Source organism: Mumia spirodelae (genome assembly GCF_050632745.1).
Taxonomy (GTDB): domain Bacteria; phylum Actinomycetota; class Actinomycetes; order Propionibacteriales; family Nocardioidaceae; genus Mumia.
Genome location: NZ_JBODSD010000002.1, coordinates 1112578 through 1127684, shown reverse-complemented (window position 1 = coordinate 1127684; position 15107 = coordinate 1112578). Strand labels below are relative to the sequence as shown.

16 protein-coding genes are annotated in these 15107 nt (G+C 73.7%); 10 read left to right on the top strand and 6 right to left on the bottom strand.

The window, feature by feature from the left end; genetic code table 11:
* The first annotated feature begins 123 nt into the window (after positions 1-123).
* The 5 genes from pdhA (at position 124) to ACQSSQ_RS14740 (ending at position 5888) form a co-directional block, all read left to right on the top strand.
* Positions 124-1233: a pyruvate dehydrogenase (acetyl-transferring) E1 component subunit alpha gene (gene pdhA / locus ACQSSQ_RS14760; protein WP_431327837.1), complete on the top strand. Its 1110-nt coding sequence runs from the start codon at positions 124-126 to the stop codon at positions 1231-1233.
* Positions 1230-2213 (top strand): alpha-ketoacid dehydrogenase subunit beta, encoded by a 984-nt coding sequence (locus ACQSSQ_RS14755; RefSeq protein ID WP_431327836.1) that lies wholly within the window; start codon positions 1230-1232, stop codon positions 2211-2213. Before pdhA ends, ACQSSQ_RS14755 begins: the two co-directional genes overlap by 4 nt.
* 5 nt (positions 2214-2218) lie before the next feature.
* Entirely contained in the window at positions 2219-3646 is a 1428-nt protein-coding gene (locus tag ACQSSQ_RS14750) for a dihydrolipoamide acetyltransferase family protein (RefSeq protein WP_431327835.1), read from the top strand.
* A gap of 158 nt (positions 3647-3804) precedes the next feature.
* Positions 3805-5289 carry a hypothetical protein gene (locus ACQSSQ_RS14745; protein ID WP_431327834.1) on the top strand — a complete coding sequence of 495 codons (1485 nt, stop codon included), beginning with the start codon at positions 3805-3807 and terminating at the stop codon, positions 5287-5289.
* Positions 5290-5324: 35 nt separating this feature from the next.
* Positions 5325-5888 (top strand): PadR family transcriptional regulator, encoded by a 564-nt coding sequence (locus tag ACQSSQ_RS14740; protein ID WP_431327833.1) that lies wholly within the window; start codon positions 5325-5327, stop codon positions 5886-5888.
* A 17-nt stretch (positions 5889-5905) separates the two neighbouring features.
* Here ACQSSQ_RS14740 and ACQSSQ_RS14735 read toward each other — a convergent pair whose 3' ends face one another.
* Positions 5906-6409, bottom strand: coding sequence for a GNAT family N-acetyltransferase (locus ACQSSQ_RS14735; protein ID WP_431327832.1), 504 nt, complete (start codon positions 6407-6409; stop codon positions 5906-5908).
* Between the two features lie 48 nt (positions 6410-6457).
* Between ACQSSQ_RS14735 and ACQSSQ_RS14730 the strand changes: the two genes are divergently transcribed.
* Both ACQSSQ_RS14730 and ACQSSQ_RS14725 read left to right on the top strand, forming a co-directional pair.
* Positions 6458-7153, top strand: coding sequence for a GntR family transcriptional regulator (locus tag ACQSSQ_RS14730; protein ID WP_431327831.1), 696 nt, complete (start codon positions 6458-6460; stop codon positions 7151-7153).
* A complete protein-coding gene (locus ACQSSQ_RS14725) occupies positions 7150-8472 on the top strand; it encodes an MFS transporter (protein WP_431327830.1) in 1323 nt (440 codons plus the stop codon). Before ACQSSQ_RS14730 ends, ACQSSQ_RS14725 begins: the two co-directional genes overlap by 4 nt.
* Positions 8473-8508: 36 nt before the next feature.
* On the opposite strand, the gene ACQSSQ_RS14720 is transcribed toward ACQSSQ_RS14725, so the two are convergent.
* The 3 genes from ACQSSQ_RS14720 to ACQSSQ_RS14710 are packed head-to-tail and all read right to left on the bottom strand — an operon-like array spanning position 8509 to position 10798.
* Positions 8509-8991 carry a GNAT family N-acetyltransferase gene (locus tag ACQSSQ_RS14720; protein ID WP_431327829.1) on the bottom strand — a complete coding sequence of 161 codons (483 nt, stop codon included), beginning with the start codon at positions 8989-8991 and terminating at the stop codon, positions 8509-8511.
* Between the two features lie 50 nt (positions 8992-9041).
* Complete coding sequence (locus tag ACQSSQ_RS14715) at positions 9042-9998, bottom strand: oxidoreductase (RefSeq protein ID WP_431327828.1); 957 nt, start codon at positions 9996-9998, stop codon at positions 9042-9044.
* Positions 9995-10798: a maleylpyruvate isomerase family mycothiol-dependent enzyme gene (locus ACQSSQ_RS14710; protein WP_431327827.1), complete on the bottom strand. Its 804-nt coding sequence runs from the start codon at positions 10796-10798 to the stop codon at positions 9995-9997. The genes ACQSSQ_RS14715 and ACQSSQ_RS14710 overlap by 4 nt, the downstream gene beginning before the upstream one ends.
* 125 nt (positions 10799-10923) lie before the next feature.
* On the opposite strand from ACQSSQ_RS14710, the gene ACQSSQ_RS14705 reads away from it, so the two are divergent.
* Positions 10924-11418, top strand: a complete 495-nt coding sequence (locus ACQSSQ_RS14705) for a hypothetical protein (RefSeq protein WP_431327826.1) — start codon at positions 10924-10926, stop codon at positions 11416-11418.
* A complete protein-coding gene (locus ACQSSQ_RS14700; RefSeq protein ID WP_431327825.1) occupies positions 11399-12295 on the top strand; it encodes a hypothetical protein in 897 nt (298 codons plus the stop codon). Before ACQSSQ_RS14705 ends, ACQSSQ_RS14700 begins: the two co-directional genes overlap by 20 nt.
* Positions 12296-12321: 26 nt before the next feature.
* Here ACQSSQ_RS14700 and ACQSSQ_RS14695 read toward each other — a convergent pair whose 3' ends face one another.
* Positions 12322-12726, bottom strand: coding sequence for a YkvA family protein (locus ACQSSQ_RS14695; protein ID WP_431327824.1), 405 nt, complete (start codon positions 12724-12726; stop codon positions 12322-12324).
* Between the two features lie 75 nt (positions 12727-12801).
* Here ACQSSQ_RS14695 and ACQSSQ_RS14690 point away from each other — a divergent pair, with 75 nt between their 5' ends.
* A complete protein-coding gene (locus ACQSSQ_RS14690) occupies positions 12802-14571 on the top strand; it encodes an NHL domain-containing thioredoxin family protein (protein WP_431327823.1) in 1770 nt (589 codons plus the stop codon).
* On the opposite strand, the gene ACQSSQ_RS14685 is transcribed toward ACQSSQ_RS14690, so the two are convergent.
* Positions 14568-15071 (bottom strand): hypothetical protein, encoded by a 504-nt coding sequence (locus ACQSSQ_RS14685; protein WP_431327822.1) that lies wholly within the window; start codon positions 15069-15071, stop codon positions 14568-14570. The two genes, ACQSSQ_RS14690 and ACQSSQ_RS14685, sit on opposite strands and share 4 nt — an antisense overlap.
* Positions 15072-15107 lie beyond the last annotated feature (36 nt).

Below are 15107 nucleotides of genomic sequence, written 5' to 3'. Positions count from 1 at the left end.
GCTCCACGGTGTGAGCCCGCTCACACCCGGTGGTGCGTACGCCCAACTACCGTCCGGGTTGCGCTCCACGACTCACATCCGCCGGCGCGGTGACCCCGGGCCGCCGAACGCGAGGAGTGGCCCATGGCCGATCTTGTCGACCCCCCGCTCGTCCAGCTGCTCACCCCCGAGGGAGAGCGTGTCGAGCACCCCGACTACCACTTCGACGGCGACGACGAGATGATCGCGGGCCTCTACCGCGACCTCGTGCTCACCCGGCGGATCGACACCGAGGCCACCGCGCTCCAGCGCCACGGCGAGCTCGGCATCTGGGCCTCGCTCCTGGGCCAGGAGGCCGCGCAGATCGGCTCCGGCCGAGCCCTCGCCCCGCAGGACTTCGTCTTCCCGACCTACCGCGAGCACGGCGTCGCGTGGTGCCGCGACGTCGACCCGATCGCGCTGCTGCGCCTCTTCCGCGGCACCGACCAGGGCACCTGGGACCCCGACGAGCACAACTTCGGCCTCTACACGATCGTCATCGGCGCGCAGACGCTGCACGCGACCGGGTACGCGATGGGCATCCAGCGCGACGGCGCCGTCGGGACCGGCGAGGCCGGCCGGGACTCCGCGGTGGTGGCGTACTTCGGCGACGGTGCCACGAGCCAGGGCGACGTCAACGAGTCGTTCGTGTACGCCGCCGTCATGAACGCGCCCGTCGTGTTCTTCTGCCAGAACAACCAGTGGGCGATCTCCGAGCCCACCACCCGTCAGACCCGGGTGCCGCTCTACCAGCGTGCGGCCGGCTTCGGCTTCCCCGGCGTCCGCGTCGACGGCAACGACGTCCTCGCCGTCCACGCCGTCACCCGCGAGGCGCTGCAGCGTGCCCGCGAGGGCAGCGGGCCGAGCCTCGTGGAGGCGTTCACCTACCGGATGGGCGCGCACACGACGACCGACGACCCGACGCGCTATCGCCACTCCGACGAGGTCGAGCGCTGGAAGCTGCGCGACCCGCTCGAGCGCGTCCGCGCCTACCTCCGCCGCGTGCACGCCGTCGACGAGCAGTTCTTCGCCGACGTCGAGGCCGAGGCCGACGCCCTCGGGGAGGGGCTGCGGGCGCAGGTCCGCGCGCTGCCCGATCCCGACCCCGCCACCCTCTTCGCGCAGGTGTTCGTCGAGCAGACCGACGAGATCGCCGCGGAGCAGGAGGAGTTCCGCTCCTGGTCGCAGTCGCTCGAGACGGAGGTGGCCCGATGAGCACGTCGACGATGACGATGGCCAAGGCGCTGAACGCAGGCCTGCGCCGTGCGATGGACGACGACGCGAAGGTCGTCCTGATGGGCGAGGACATCGGCCGGCTCGGCGGCGTCTTCCGGATCACCGACGGTCTCCAGAAGGACTTCGGCGAGGACCGGGTGATCGACACGCCGCTCGCCGAGTCCGGGATCCTCGGCACCGCGGTCGGCCTCGCGCTGCGCGGCTACCGGCCCGTGGTCGAGATCCAGTTCGACGGCTTCGTCTACCCGGCGTACGACCAGATCGTGAGCCAGGTCGCGAAGTACCGCTACCGCTCGGGCGGCCGAGTGTCGATGCCGATCGTCATCCGGATCCCGTTCGGCGGCGGCATCGGTGCCGTCGAGCACCACTCCGAGAGCCCCGAGGCGCAGTTCGCGCACACCCCGGGCCTCAAGGTCGTGGCGTGCTCCAACCCGCGCGACGCCTACTGGATGATCCAGCAGGCCGTGGCCTCGCCCGACCCTGTCGTCTTCCTCGAGCCGAAGCGCCTCTACCACTCGACCAAGGCGGAGATCGACGTCGAGGCGACGCCGCCGGCGCTGTTCTCCTCGCAGGTCGTGCGACCGGGCGCGTCGGCGACCGTCCTCGCGTACGGCCCGTCGGTGGCCGTCGCCATGGGTGCGGCGGAGGCGGGGGTCGCCGACGGGCTCGATCTCGAGGTCATCGACCTGCGGACCCTGTCGCCGCTCGACATGGCGCCCGTCCACGCGTCGGTCCGCAAGACCGGGCGCGCGGTCGTCGTGCACGAGGCGCACCGCAACCTCGGGATGGGCGCCGAGCTCGCCGCCCGGATCAGCGAGGAGTGCTTCTACTCGCTGGAGGCGCCGGTGCTCCGGGTCGGCGGCTACGACACGCCGTACCCTCCGAGCCGCGTCGAGGAGGCGTGGCTGCCCGACCTCGACCAGGTGCTCGACGCCGTCGACCGCAGCCTGGCGTGGTGAGGACGATGACGACCCACGAGTACAGGCTTCCCGATCCCGGCGAGGGGCTGACGGAGGCCGAGATCGTCTCCTGGCACGTCGCGGTCGGCGACACGGTCAAGGTGAACGACATCGTGTGCGAGGTCGAGACCGCCAAGTCGATCGTCGAGCTGCCGACGCCGTACGCGGGGACGGTCACCGCGCTGCTCGTCGCCGAAGGCGAGACCGTCGCGGTCGGGACGCCGATCATCGCGGTGTCGGAGGGTGCGGACGCCTCCGCGCCGGCCGACGTCTCCCCGGAGACCGCCGCGCCGCCCCCGGCGGAGGAGCGTGCCGAGACCGGTGCGGAGCTTCCGGACGCCGCGGAGCCGGCGCCGGTGGCGACGCTCGTCGGGTACGGCCCGCGCGAGCGCCAGTCGGTCCGCCGACGTCGTCGGTCGGCCCCCGCGGCGACGCAGTCCGAACCGGCGCAGCCCGAGCCGGTGCAGCCGGAGCCGGTGCAGCCGGAGCCGGTGCAGCCCGAACCGACGCAGCCCGCGGCCACCGTCCGTACGCTCGCCAAGCCGCCCGTCCGCAAGCTCGCCAAGGACCTCGGCATCGACCTCCGCCAGGTGCCGCCGGGCGACGGCGGGGTGGTGCGGCGCCCCGACGTCGAGGCGTACGCGCGGCGGATCTCGACGCCCGGAGCCGCGCCCGAGACCGCGTCCGCAGCCGAGACGGTGGCGGCACCCGCAGCCGCGTCCGGTACGGGCGGCGGACGCGAGACCCGCGTCCCCGTCAAGGGGGTCCGCAAGGCGACGGCCGAGGCCATGGTCGCGTCGGCGTTCACGGCGCCGCACGTCACCGAGTGGCTGACCGTCGACGTGTCGCGCTCGATGGAGCTGCTGGAGCGGATGCGCGACGACCGCGCACTGGCCGACGTCAAGCTCTCGCCGCTGCTGCTCGTCGTGCGCGCCGTCTGCCTGGCGCTGCGTCGTACGCCGGAGATGAACGCGACCTTCGACGAGGAGCGGCAGGAGATCGTGCTCAAGCACGACGTCCACCTCGGCATCGCGGCCGCGACGCCTCGGGGCCTGCTGGTCCCCGTCGTGCGCGATGCCGACCGCCGCCCGATGCCCGAGCTCGCGGCGGAGATCGGCGAGGTCGTCCGGGTCGCACGCGAGGGCAAGACGCAGCCGGCCGACCTGGCCGGCGGGACGTTCAGCATCACGAACGTCGGCGTCTTCGGCGTGGACGCGGGCACCCCGATCCTCGTCCCGGGTCAGACCGGGATCCTCGCGGTCGGGGCGATCAACCGTCGGCCCTGGGTCGTCGACGAGGAGGTCGTGCCGCGCTGGGTGACGACGCTCGCGGTGTCCTTCGACCACCGGGTCGTCGACGGCGAGCAGGGGTCGCGGTTCCTCGCCGACGTCGGCGCGCTCCTGGAGGATCCGGCCCGCGCCCTGACCGTCTGACCCCGCACCCGCCACCCGGCCGTGGCGCATCCGTACCGACGTCGATGCGCCACGGCGGTGGCGGAATTGCGTCAATCCCCGGGAATCGCTCACAGCACCGTCGCCGGATCGTTACGTTTCGGCTGATGACCGGTGCCGGGGGGCGAAGGGGTGATCCGGTGACAGGTGAGTCGCGAGAGGTCAGCGCTTACGAGCGCGTCGGCTGGCTCCTGCGCCAGTGGCGGCTGATGTCGGCCGACACCGACCTGCGCAAGCTTCAGCCGTACGCGGAGGTCCTCGCGCAGCACGGCCACCGGGCCGACGCGTCGCGCGTGAGTCGGTGGGAGTCCGGTCGCCTGCGTGTGCCCGAGGCCGTCCTGCGGTCGTACGAGGAGATCCTGGGCCTGCCGCGCGCCGGGCTGGCGGCGACCTGCGAGGGGTTGGCGCGGTCCTGGGGCGCGCGTCCGCCGGCCCGCACCGTCGACGTCTCGGACGCGGCGCTGTCGGAGGCGTTCGCGACGGTGCAGGGCGCCTGCGTCGAGGGCGTCGACTGGTTCGAGTGGGCCGGCTGCGTGGCTGCGGCGGACCCGCTCGACGACCGCTACCTCGCGCTGCTGGACCCGCTCATCACCCGCCTGGTCAGCGAGGCGTCCCGGGCGAACGGGCTCGCGCTCGTCACCCGGTACGAGGCGCTGCGTCGCCTGATCGAGGCCCCGCTGCACCAGTCGCGCGTGATGCGGGCCGTGGGGGCGCAGGTGATCGACCCGCACGCCCAGGCCACCCTGGTGCCCGTCGTGCTCATCGCCGACGTCCGCGCCGAGAAGGCCGTCAACACGCTGATCTCGCTGCTGGGCCAGCCGTCGGCGCAGCTCCAGCTCGGAGCGACGTGGGGGCTGCACCGCAAGCTCAGCCGGCACGAGGTCACGCCCGCGTCGATGGCGGCGCTCGAGGCGCAGCTTGCCCAGATCCTCTTCGACGGGACCAACGAGAGCGCGCTGCTCAAGATCGTGCCGCTGCTCGACGTGCTCCCCAGCCAGACCGCCGACCGGCTCAGACGGCTCCGTCCGCAGCTCTTCCCGTCCCGCCCGCGGGGAGTGTCGGGTTCGGCGACCAGCCGCGCGACGATGCTCGCGACGGCGGTACGTGGCGCCACCGCCCGCATCGAGTCGTTCACGGGGCGCGAGGTCGACCCGGTCGGGCGCGCGATCATCGAGGACGCCTACAGCGCGACCAGCCACGACGTGCGGCACCAGTCCGCGCTGGTGCTCGCGCGCAGCCCGTACGCCGCCGCGCTGGGGGAGGTGCTCATCGAGCAGACCCAGCCCAACCGGTGCTTCGAGGGCGCACCCGGAGTGCTTCCGTACGTCGTCAGCAAGGCCGAGCGCGATGCGCTGATCACCCGCCTCGGTCTCGCCGGTGCCGACGTCCGGCAGACGCTGATCGCGCTCGCCCACGTGCCGGGCGGTCCGGTGCCGGGTGTCGCGGACCTGCTCGACCACGACGACCTCAGCATCGCGCACGCCGCGCTCTTCGCCGCCGGGATGCAGCAGGACCCGGTGCTCGAACGCGTGGCGAAGGATCGCCGGCGCGCTCCCGCGATGCGCAACGGCGCACGCTGGTGGCTCGACCACGGCGGCCGCGTCGACGACGTCCGGGTGGTCTGACCCATCCCGCAGCCCGGCCGTGAGAGGTTGTGGCTGTGTCGTTGAGATTTGCGCTCCTCGCTGCCCTCCTGGAGGGTGACGCGTCCGGCTACGAGCTGAGCAAGGTGTTCGACGTGTCGTCGGCGAACTTCTGGAGCTCGACCCCTCAGCAGCTCTACCGCGAGCTCGAGCGCCTGGAGGCCGACGGTCTGGTGGACGTCGAGGTCGTGCCGCAGGAGCGCCGTCCGACCAAGAAGGTCCTGTCGCTCAATGCCGCCGGCCGCGCGGCGCTGCACGCGTTCGCGAGCGCGCCCGCCAAGCCGCCGGCGATGCGCGTCGAGCTGATGGTCAAGGTGCAGGCCGCCGACGTCGCCGACCTCGATGCGCTGATCGCGTCCGTCGACGAGCTCGCCGTGGGGTCGCGGGCCAAGGTGCGTCTGTTCGAGCGGCTCCGCGACCGCATGCTCGGTGGCCGCGGCGAGGAGGAGTACCTGCGCGACGCGGAGCGTGTGGGACCGTACCTGACGCTCGAGCGCGGGCTGGCGTTCGAGCGGGCGAACGTCGCCTGGGCGGAGCGGGTCCACGCCGTGCTCGCGGCCCGGCGCGACGCCGGCGCCTGACCGGTCCGCCTCGCGGGTCACCACGCGAGGCGGAAGAACACCAGCCAGTCGCGCAACGGCGGGGGAAGCGCGTAGTAGGGCTCCACCTCCACGAAGCCGAGCCTGCGGTAGAGCGCCATCGCCTCCCCCTGGCGCACGCTCGTGTCGAGGTACATCGCGCGGTAGCCGGCCGAGCGCGCCTGCGCGACGACCGCTTCGCCGAGCGCCGTGCCGACGCCGCGGTGCCGGCCTGCGGGGTCGACGAACATGCGCTTCATCTCGCAGGTCGCGTCGGCGAGGCGGCGCGACGCGACGCATCCGAGCGCGCGGTCGTCCTCCCAGGCGAGCAGCAGGGACCCGTCCGGCTCCGCGTACGCCCCGGGCAGCCCGGCGAGCTCGCGCTCGAACGCCGCGTCGTCGAAGTAGGCGTCGATCAGGTCGCGGTCGTCGACGTGCCGCTCGCGGTGCCACGACACGAAGGCGCGGAAGAGCCGACGGGCCTCGTCGAGGTCCGCCGGGGTCGTCGCCGCACGCACGTCCACGGGCCCATCATCACCGGGGCAGGGGTGCCGTGGCATCATGTATGCAACATGTGTGCATCACCCGCTCCTGACCTGCCCGCGCCCGTCGCGCCCGCACCCGCCCGGACCTCGGCGACGGAGCGGACGTACGCGACCCTCAAGCGCGCCATCCTCGTCGGCGAGCTTCCGGGCGGTGAGGAGCTCGGCGAGGTCGCGCTGGCCGAGCGGCTGGGCTGCTCGCGTACGCCGGTCCGCGAGGCCCTGCTGCGCCTGCAGACCGAGGGGCTGGTGCGGATCTACCCGAAGCGGGGCGCCATCGTCCTCCCGGTGACCAGCGCCGAGGCGGAGTCCGTATGGGAGGCGCGCGCGCTCGTCGAGCAGTGGGCGGCGCCGCGCGCGTTCTCCGCCGGCACCCGGATCCGTCCGGAGCTCGACGCGCTCGTCGACGCCGCGGAGCAGCACCGTGCCGACGACGACCTCGCCTCGTTCACCGAGGTCGACCGCCGCTTCCACGAGGTCGTCGTCGACGCTGCCGGCAACCCGCACGTCACGCGCTTCTACCGGAGCCTGCGCGAGCGGCAGATGATGGTCAACGCCACGGCGATGGGCATGTCACCCGAGCGCATGGACTCGGCGGTGCGCGACCACCGGGAGCTCGCGCGGTTGATCGCGGGCGACGACCTGTACGCGTTCCTCGCGGCGAGCGACGCGCACCTCGCGACCAGCCGTCACTCGGTGCTGGGCTCCGCCGGAGCCTCGGCGTGATCGCGCGCGTCTCGCGCCGCCTCGGCCTGCGGCGCAACGCGTACGCGGTGTGGTTCGTCGCGCTGTCGGTCTACGTCCTCGCCGTGTTCCACCGCTCGTCGCTCGCGGTCGCGGGCCTGGACGCGACCGAGCGGTTCGGCATCGGCGCGGCGCAGCTCTCGACGTTCACCGTGCTGCAGCTGGTCGTCTACGCGGGGATGCAGATCCCGGTCGGCCTCGCGCTGGACCGGTTCGGGCCGCGGGCGGTCATCCTCACCGGCGTCCTCACGCTCAGCGGGGCGCAGATCGCGTTCGCCTTCGCCACGTCGTACCCGCTCGCGCTGGCGGCACGCGTCGCGGTCGGAGCCGGAGACGCGATGGTGTTCGTGTGCGTCCTGCGCCTGGTGGCCAACTGGTTCGCGCCGCGGCGGGTGCCTCTCATGACCCAGCTCACCGGGCTGAGCGGGCAGCTCGGCATGATCCTCGCCGCGGTGCCGATGACGTGGGCGCTGCACCACCTCGGCTGGACCCGGGCCTACCTGGTCACGGCCGTCGTCGGCCTCGTCCTCGCGGTGGCCCTCGCCTCCGTCGTCCACGACCGCCCCGGCATGCGCCGCCACCTCGGCCCCCCGCTGGAGCTGCGCGGTCTGCTCGGCCGGATCCGCGACGCCTGGGGCGACGAGGGCACGCGGCTCGGGTTCTGGACGCACTTCTCGACGCAGTTCAGCGGGACGGTCCTCGGCATCCTCTGGGGCTACCCGTTCTTCGTCCGAGGTCAGCACGCGAGCCCGGCGTTCGCTGCGTTCCTGCTCACGCTCCTCACCCTGGCGACGATGGCGACGGGGCCGTTCCTCGCCTGGCTCACGGCCCACCGGCCGTACCACCGGTCGTCGACCACGCTGGCGATCATGGCCGGGATCGCGACGGTCTGGGCCGCGGTGCTGCTGTGGCCGGGTGACGCCCCGTCGTGGCTGCTGGTCCTCATGGTGGTCGTCACCGCCGTCGGTGGTCCGGCGTCGATGGTCGGCTTCGACTTCGTCCGGACGCTGGGGAGCGCGGAACGGGCGGGTCTCGCGACCGCGCTGGTCAACACCGGCGGTTTCATCGCCTCGCTCTGCACGATGCTCGCCGTCGGCGTGGTGCTCGACGTGCTGACGCCGGCGGGGTCGGACGCCTACACGTCCAGTGCGTTCACCTGGGCGATGGCGGTCCAGGTCGTGCCGTGGGCTCTCGGCGCCGTGATGATCGTGCGCCACCGTCGCGCGATCCGGCGCCGGCTCGCGGCGACGGCGCCCGAGGTCCTCGAGGCGATGCGTCGCGGGGAGTCCGTCAGCGTCTGAGCGCCGTCGTGGACGCCGCGCGCGCGGGCCCCTCGCTCAGCCGACCTGCTTGGTCATCATGGCGGCCTTCTTGCCGTCGGGCTGGTCGAGCCGTCCGACCTCGGCGTAGCCGCGCGACGCGTGGAAGGTCAGCGACGGCTCGTTGCGCGGCTCGACGTAGACCTCCAGCGCCATCAGCTCGTGCGCCCGCGCGCGCTCCTCGAGAACGTTGTAGAGGAGCGTCGCGACCCCTCTGCGCCGGAACGCGGGAGCCACCACGACGCGGTCGAGGTAGACGAAGTCGTCGTACTCCTCGCCGAACCAGCGGTAGTTGATGCTGTCGTACGCCGTGCCGGGCGCGATGGTCAGCGCGAAGCCGGACAGCGCGCCGTCGCCGTCCTGAGCGACCACCGCCTGGTCGGTGTAGCCCAGGATCTCCTCGAGGCGCTCCAGGGTCAGGGTCGCGACGCCCTCGAGCGCGCCCTGGTTGAGGGCGAGCACGGCGTCGAGGTCGGCGTCGTCGATCCGGCGTACCAGCATGGGCGGAGCCTAACCGCTGGTGAGGGCACGCGGGAGGTGATCGGCAGGACTCAGGCGACGCGGAAGGTGATCCCCGCCGCCGCCTCCGACGCCGCCCAGAGCGCGGCCGCGAGCTCGGGGTCACGAGCGAGCTCCGTCATCCCCACCGGCCGCGGACGGCCGCGCAGCTGGCGGAAGCCCGACGGGCCGACGTACGCCCCGCCCTCGAGGGTCGGGTCGGTCGCCGCCCGCTCGATCGGCCAGGCCCCGGCGGCCGCGGACTGCCCGACAGCACGGCTGACCTGGTGGACGACGACGCCCTGGAAGCTCCGGCCGCCGAGCTGGAGCCCGGACTGCTGCAGGTGGGTCAGGGCGTAGCCGGGGTGGGCGGCGACGCTCGTCACGTCGACGCCGGCGGCGCGGGTGCGCCGGTCGAGCTCGCGCATGAAGAGGAGGTTCGCGAGCTTGGACTGCGCGTACGCCCTCCACCGGTCGTAGCGCGGGAGCGGCGCACCGGCCTGGAGCGAGCGCAGGTCGATCGTGCGGGCGAACGAGTGCATGAGCGACGACACGGAGACGACCCGCGCGCGGCTCGTGACCAGCACCGGCCACAGCTGCGCGGTGAGTGCGAAGTGCCCGAGGTGGTTGGTCGCCATCTGCAGCTCGAACCCCTGCGCGGAGGTGCGGAACGGCGCCGCCATGATGCCGGCGTTGTTGACCAGCACGTCCACGCGCCCCGCGCGCTGGGTGATCTCGGCCGCCGCCGACGCCACGGAGTCGAGGTCGGCGAGGTCCAGCCGCACGCCGATCGCTCGGGCGTCGTGGACGCCGTGCCGCAGGGACGTCAGCGCCTGCTCGACCCGGTCGAGGTCGCGCCCGGCGGCCACGATGGTGGCGCCGTGGTGGGCGAGCTGGTACGCCGCCTCGGCGCCGAGGCCCCCGGTGATGCCGGTGATCACGACCGTCTTCCCGTGGAGGTCGCCGATGTCGGCCGTGCTCCAGGAGGGTCCCGCAGGCGGCGGGGTCACGGCGTGACCGCGATCTCGGCGAGCAGGTCGCCCACCAGGGTGGAGTCGCCGGTCCAGGTCACCGCGAGCGGACGCAGCGCCTCGCGACCGGCCACCAGCTCGACGAACGTCTCGGTCGCCATGCTCACGCGTGCCGTCGGATCCGCGGTCTCGCCGTCGTGGAGGCGCCCGCGTCCGTCGTCCCCGACCTCGACCGAGACCGTGCGTGCGACCGGGCCGGTGAGCTCGAGGACGAGCACGGTGCCCGGCTCCGCCTTCAGCTTCTTCGCCAGCACGAACGGGATCGCCAGGAGGAACCCGCTGACGACGAGGGGCCCCGTACGACCGTCGTACCCGCCCGGGAGGTCCACGGCCGTGCGGATGTCCTGCTCGTGGACGAAGACGTCGATCATGCGGTTGCGCAGGAGCAGCTCGTTGCTCCAGCCGATCCCGCCGGGGGTCACGTCGGCGGTGGCCCGCGGGTCCTCGGGGAGGGTCTCGAGCGCCTTGCGGCGGGCGGCGACCGCCTCGCGGAGCTCCTCCAGCAGCTCGGTGCGCGAGGCGTCGTCGCGCTGGCGCACGCCCGCCTCGGTGTACGCCGACTCCACCTCGCTGCCGTCCACCGTGAGCTCGGTCGGTGCTCCTCGGCCGGTGCCGGCGAGCTCGGACTCGAGAGCGGCGAGGTGGGCGACGACGTCGCGGACGGTCCAGTCGGGGCAGCCCGTCGGCGCGTGCCAGGCGTCGTCGGTCAGCGCGTCGAGGAGCGCCAGGGTCCGGTCGGCCGACTCGGCCCAGGCATCGACGTACAGCGAGAGATCCATGCGCGGAAGCCTAGGGGACTCCCTCGCCCGCGGTGGACTCCCGTCATGGTGAAATCACGCCGCGGCGTGGTCCTCCCGGTTGCTACGTTCGCGGCATCCCCCTCTCGTGCGGGGAGGCGGACGACATGGTGCGACGAGGCCTGGCTGCGCTGGCGCTGGGGCTGCTGCTCCTCGCGGGCTGCGGCGACGACGAGGGCGGCGGCGGAGACGGCGGCAACGGCGGTTCCGACAACGGCAACACCAACGGCGGCAACGGCGGCAACGGCAACGGCAACGGCAACGGCAACGGTGGCAACGGCAACGGTGCCCCGGGCTCCCCGGTCGACGTCCCGAGCATCCCCGACCCCGGCGTGCCGATCGACGACGTCCGCGACGGGATCATCGGCGTCTGGGCGGACGCGTGCGGCGGCGAGGTGTGCGTCGAGCTCGAGTGGGAGGACGGCACCTGCTTCCAGGGCTTCGACCCCTCCGATGGCCAGGTCGACCGGGGCTCCACGGTCGTCGTGAGGGCGGACGACTCGTGCGGCGGCGAGGAGACGGAGGAGACCGAGGAGACCGAGACGCCGGAGGAGACCGACGGCGGCGACGGCGAGACCTCCGATGGCAGCACCGGAGACTGATGCCGACGAGGGGAGCGCGACCCTCGACGTCTCGCGCCTGACCCGGATCCTCGCCGGCGTCGTCGCTCCGGCGACCGTGCTGACCGGCCTCCTGTTCTTCTTCGGCTGGTCGCGCGCGACCGCGCTCTTCGGCGTCTTCGGGCTCAATCCGACGGTGCTCGGTCTGAGCACCACCGACTACCTCGTCGGGGCGCAGGACGGGCTCTTCCTCCCGCTCGCCGTCGTCGCGCTCCTCGCCCTGGTCGGCAGCTGGTGCGTCACGGTGCTGCCCGGCCCGTTCCGCCGGCTGCTCGCCCAGCCGTGGCTGCCGCCGCTCACGGTCGTCGTCGGGGTCCTCCTGGTGGCCGAAGGGGTGCTGGGGCTGTTCGGAGCCTCGGTGCTCGACGGGGTCGCGGTGGCACCGCTCTGCCTCATCGCGGGCGTCCTCCTGCTCGCGGCGGTGGTCCGCGCCAAGGCCCCGCACCGGACCGTCGCCGAGCGCCGTGCCCGCGCCGTGGAGCTGGTGGCCGTCTTCGTCGTCGTCGCCCTCGGCCTGTTCTGGGCGGTGGCGGACTACTCGTCGGCGGTCGGGCGGCAGCGGGCGGACGAGATCGTGGACGGCCTGGGCACGTCCTCCTCGGCAGTGCTGTACAGCGCTCAGAGCCTCGGGATCCCGGCCGACGAGGTCGACGTCACGGTCTGCACCTCCGCGGACCCGGCGTACCGGATCCGTTACGCCGGGCTCTTCCTCCTCCTCCAGGCCGGCGACCAGTACGTCTTCCTGCCGCAGTCGTGGACGTACGACGCGGGCAGCGCGTACGTCGTCCCGCGCTCCGACGCCGTGCGCCTCGACTTCCGTCCCGCTGACGCGGCCGACGCCCCGCTCGGGGCGTGCTGAGGCGCGGCGGCGCTGGGTGTACGCGGCTAAGGCCGCGGTGTGGACTCCCGGCCGATCAGGCGCTCCAGCAGACGCGGATCGCTCGGCCAGGCCTCGAGGAGGGTCGCCCGGGGGATGCTCCGTGCGGCGTACCGCATCAGCAGGACGACGGCGACCACGTCGTCGAGCGGTCCGATGACCGGCAGGAACTCCGGCAGCAGATCGATCGGTGAGAGCACCCAGAGGACGGCGACCAGCAGCGCGACCTTGGCCCGCCGCGGGACGTCGGGGTGCCGGCGCAACCTCCGGGCCGCCGTCACGCACGCCGGGAGGAACTCCGCGATCTGCCGCAGCAGCCCGTCGGGGAGCCGGGACGCGAAGAGCACCATCGCGAGGCAGCTGAGCGCCCACAGCGCCAGCGCGATCCCCGCCACGAGGAGCAGCTTCTCCACGTCGAAACCGTAGCGCGCAGACCCGCCCGAGCGGTCGGTCGCCGCGGGTGCGACGGGCATGCCTAGGCTCGGAGGGTGAGCGAGAAGCGTCGCGCCCGGGTGAGGGCGCCGGAGCTGGTGGGTCGAGGCTGGCTGAACACCGGTGGGGAGGAGCTCGGGCTGGCGTCCCTCCGCGGCCGGTTCGTCGTCCTGGACTTCTGGACCTCGGGCTGCATCAACTGCCTGCACGTGCTCGACGAGATGCGTCCGCTGGAGGAGAAGTACGCCGACGCGCTGGTCGTCGTGAGCGTCCACTCGCCGAAGTTCACCCACGAGGCGGACGTCGCCGCGCTGACCTCCGCGGTCGCACGCAACGGCATCACGCACCCGGTGCTCGACGATCCCGCCCTCACGACCTGGCAGGCCTACACCGCCCGCGCCTGGCCGACCCTGGTCGTGATCGACCCCGAGGGCTACGTCGTCGCGCAGTACGCGGGCGAGGGGCACGTCCACGCGATCGACGCGCTGCTCGCGTCCCTGCTGCCGGAGTACGAGGAGCGCGGGACGCTGACCCGCGGGCGCTCGCCGTACGTCGCCCCCGTCCCCGAGCCGGGGGACCTCCGCTTCCCGGCGACGGCGATCCGCCTCCCGTCGGGGTCGCTGCTCGTCGCGGACGCGGGGAGCGGGAGCCTGGTCGAGCTGGACGGCGAGGTCGTGGTCCGCCGGTACGCCGGGTTCCGTGAGCCCAACGGGCTGGTGCTCCTCCCGGGCGCGGTGCGGGACGAGGTCGCGTACGACGTGGTCGTCGCGGACACGCTCGCGCACCAGCTGGTCGGCCTGCGCCTCACCGACGGGGCGACCCGGGTGCTCGCCGGCGACGGGCGGCAGTGGATGCAGGGTGACGGAACCGCGTCGCTGTCGTCGCCGTGGGACGTCGTGTGGTGGCGCGACCAGGTGTGGATCGCGATGGCGGGGATCCACCAGCTCTGGACGTACGACCCGCGCTCCGGTGCCGTCGAGGTCGTCGCCGGGACGACGAACGAGGGGCTGGTCGACGGGCCGCTGCCCGAGGCGTGGTTCTCCCAGCCGTCGCGGCTCGCGCCCGACGGCGACACCCTGTGGCTCGCGGACCCGGAGGCGAGCGCGCTGCGGCGCGTCGTCGAGCGCGACGGGGCGCTGGCGGTGGAGACGCTCGTCGGGCGGGGGCTGTTCGACTTCGGGTTCGTCGACGGGCCGGCGGCGTCCGCCCTGCTGCAGCACCCGCTGGGTCTCGCGGTCCTGCCCGATGCCTCCGTCGCGATCGCCGACACCTACAACGGCGCCGTACGCCGCTACGACCCCGTCGCGGACGCCGTGAGCACCCTCGCCACCGGACTCGCGGAACCGTCGGGCCTGCTCCTCGACGCGAAGGACGGCGTGCTGCTCGTCGTCGAGTCCGCCGCGCACCGCATCACCCGCGTACCCCTCGGTGCGTCGGCGCAGGCCAGCGGCGCGAGCCACACGACGGGCCGGCCGACGACGGAGGTCCGGTCGGGCGAGGTCGAGCTGGCGATCGCGTTCACGCCGCCGCCCGGGCAGCACCTCGACGAGCGGTACGGCCCGGCGACCCGTCTCGTGGTGACCTCCACGCCGCCGGCGCTGATCCGCGAGGGGGAGGGGCGCGGTGCCGGACTGGTCCGCCGTCTGGTCCTGGACCCCGCGGTCGGTGACGGCGTGCTCCACGTGGCGGCGATGGCGGCGTCCTGCGACGACGACGGCGGCGTCGGTGCCGCGTGCCACGTCCACCAGCAGGACTGGGGCGTGCCGGTGCGGCTCACGCCCGACGGCGCGGCGCGGATCGACCTTCCGCTCGGCGGGACGACCTAGCGGCGACGGAGCAGCCGCACGACGAGCGCGCCTCCACCGCCGAGGACGAGTCCGCCGCCGCCCGCGAGCGCCGCCGCGACGAACGCGGCGACCACCCAGCCGGTGGCTCCGCGCACGCTCGTCCCCCACGCCTGCACCGCCACCGTGCCCGGGCGGGTCTCGCAGTGCACGACGAGGTCGTCCCCGCGGTACGGCCCGAGGTCCACGGCGTCGAGGGCCGCCACGAGGTGCCAGTCGTCCAGCCGGGCCTGGGTGGTCCGGAAGGTCTGCAACGGGATGCCGAGCGTGGCGTCCGGAACCTCGTCGTCGCGGTCGGCGATCGCCCAGCAGGTCACCCCGAGCGCCTCGCCGGGGAAGGTGCCGCCCTGGTCGTCGTCGAGCTCGACCCACACCGCGAGGCTCCCGACGAGGGGCGCGCTCACCTCGCCGTCCTCGGGGAGCTCGGTCGGGAACACCCGGGTCAGGAGCAGCGCGCCCAGGACCACGAGTACCAGCGCCACGGCGATGCCGATCCCGGCGACCGCCGCGGCCTGCGG

Bases quoted from the DNA above. Each gene is read 5' to 3' on its own strand.
- pdhA (WP_431327837.1), top strand. From the start codon at position 124: ATGGCCGATCTTGTCGACCCCCCGCTCGTCCAGCTGCTCACCCCCGAG.
- ACQSSQ_RS14755 (WP_431327836.1), top strand. From the start codon at position 1,230: ATGAGCACGTCGACGATGACGATGGCCAAGGCGCTGAACGCAGGCCTG.
- ACQSSQ_RS14750 (WP_431327835.1), top strand. From the start codon at position 2,219: ATGACGACCCACGAGTACAGGCTTCCCGATCCCGGCGAGGGGCTGACG.
- ACQSSQ_RS14730 (WP_431327831.1), top strand. From the start codon at position 6,458: ATGTGTGCATCACCCGCTCCTGACCTGCCCGCGCCCGTCGCGCCCGCA.
- ACQSSQ_RS14720 (WP_431327829.1), bottom strand. From the start codon at position 8,991: ATGCTGGTACGCCGGATCGACGACGCCGACCTCGACGCCGTGCTCGCC.
- ACQSSQ_RS14710 (WP_431327827.1), bottom strand. From the start codon at position 10,798: ATGGATCTCTCGCTGTACGTCGATGCCTGGGCCGAGTCGGCCGACCGG.
- ACQSSQ_RS14705 (WP_431327826.1), top strand. From the start codon at position 10,924: ATGGTGCGACGAGGCCTGGCTGCGCTGGCGCTGGGGCTGCTGCTCCTC.
- ACQSSQ_RS14700 (WP_431327825.1), top strand. From the start codon at position 11,399: ATGGCAGCACCGGAGACTGATGCCGACGAGGGGAGCGCGACCCTCGAC.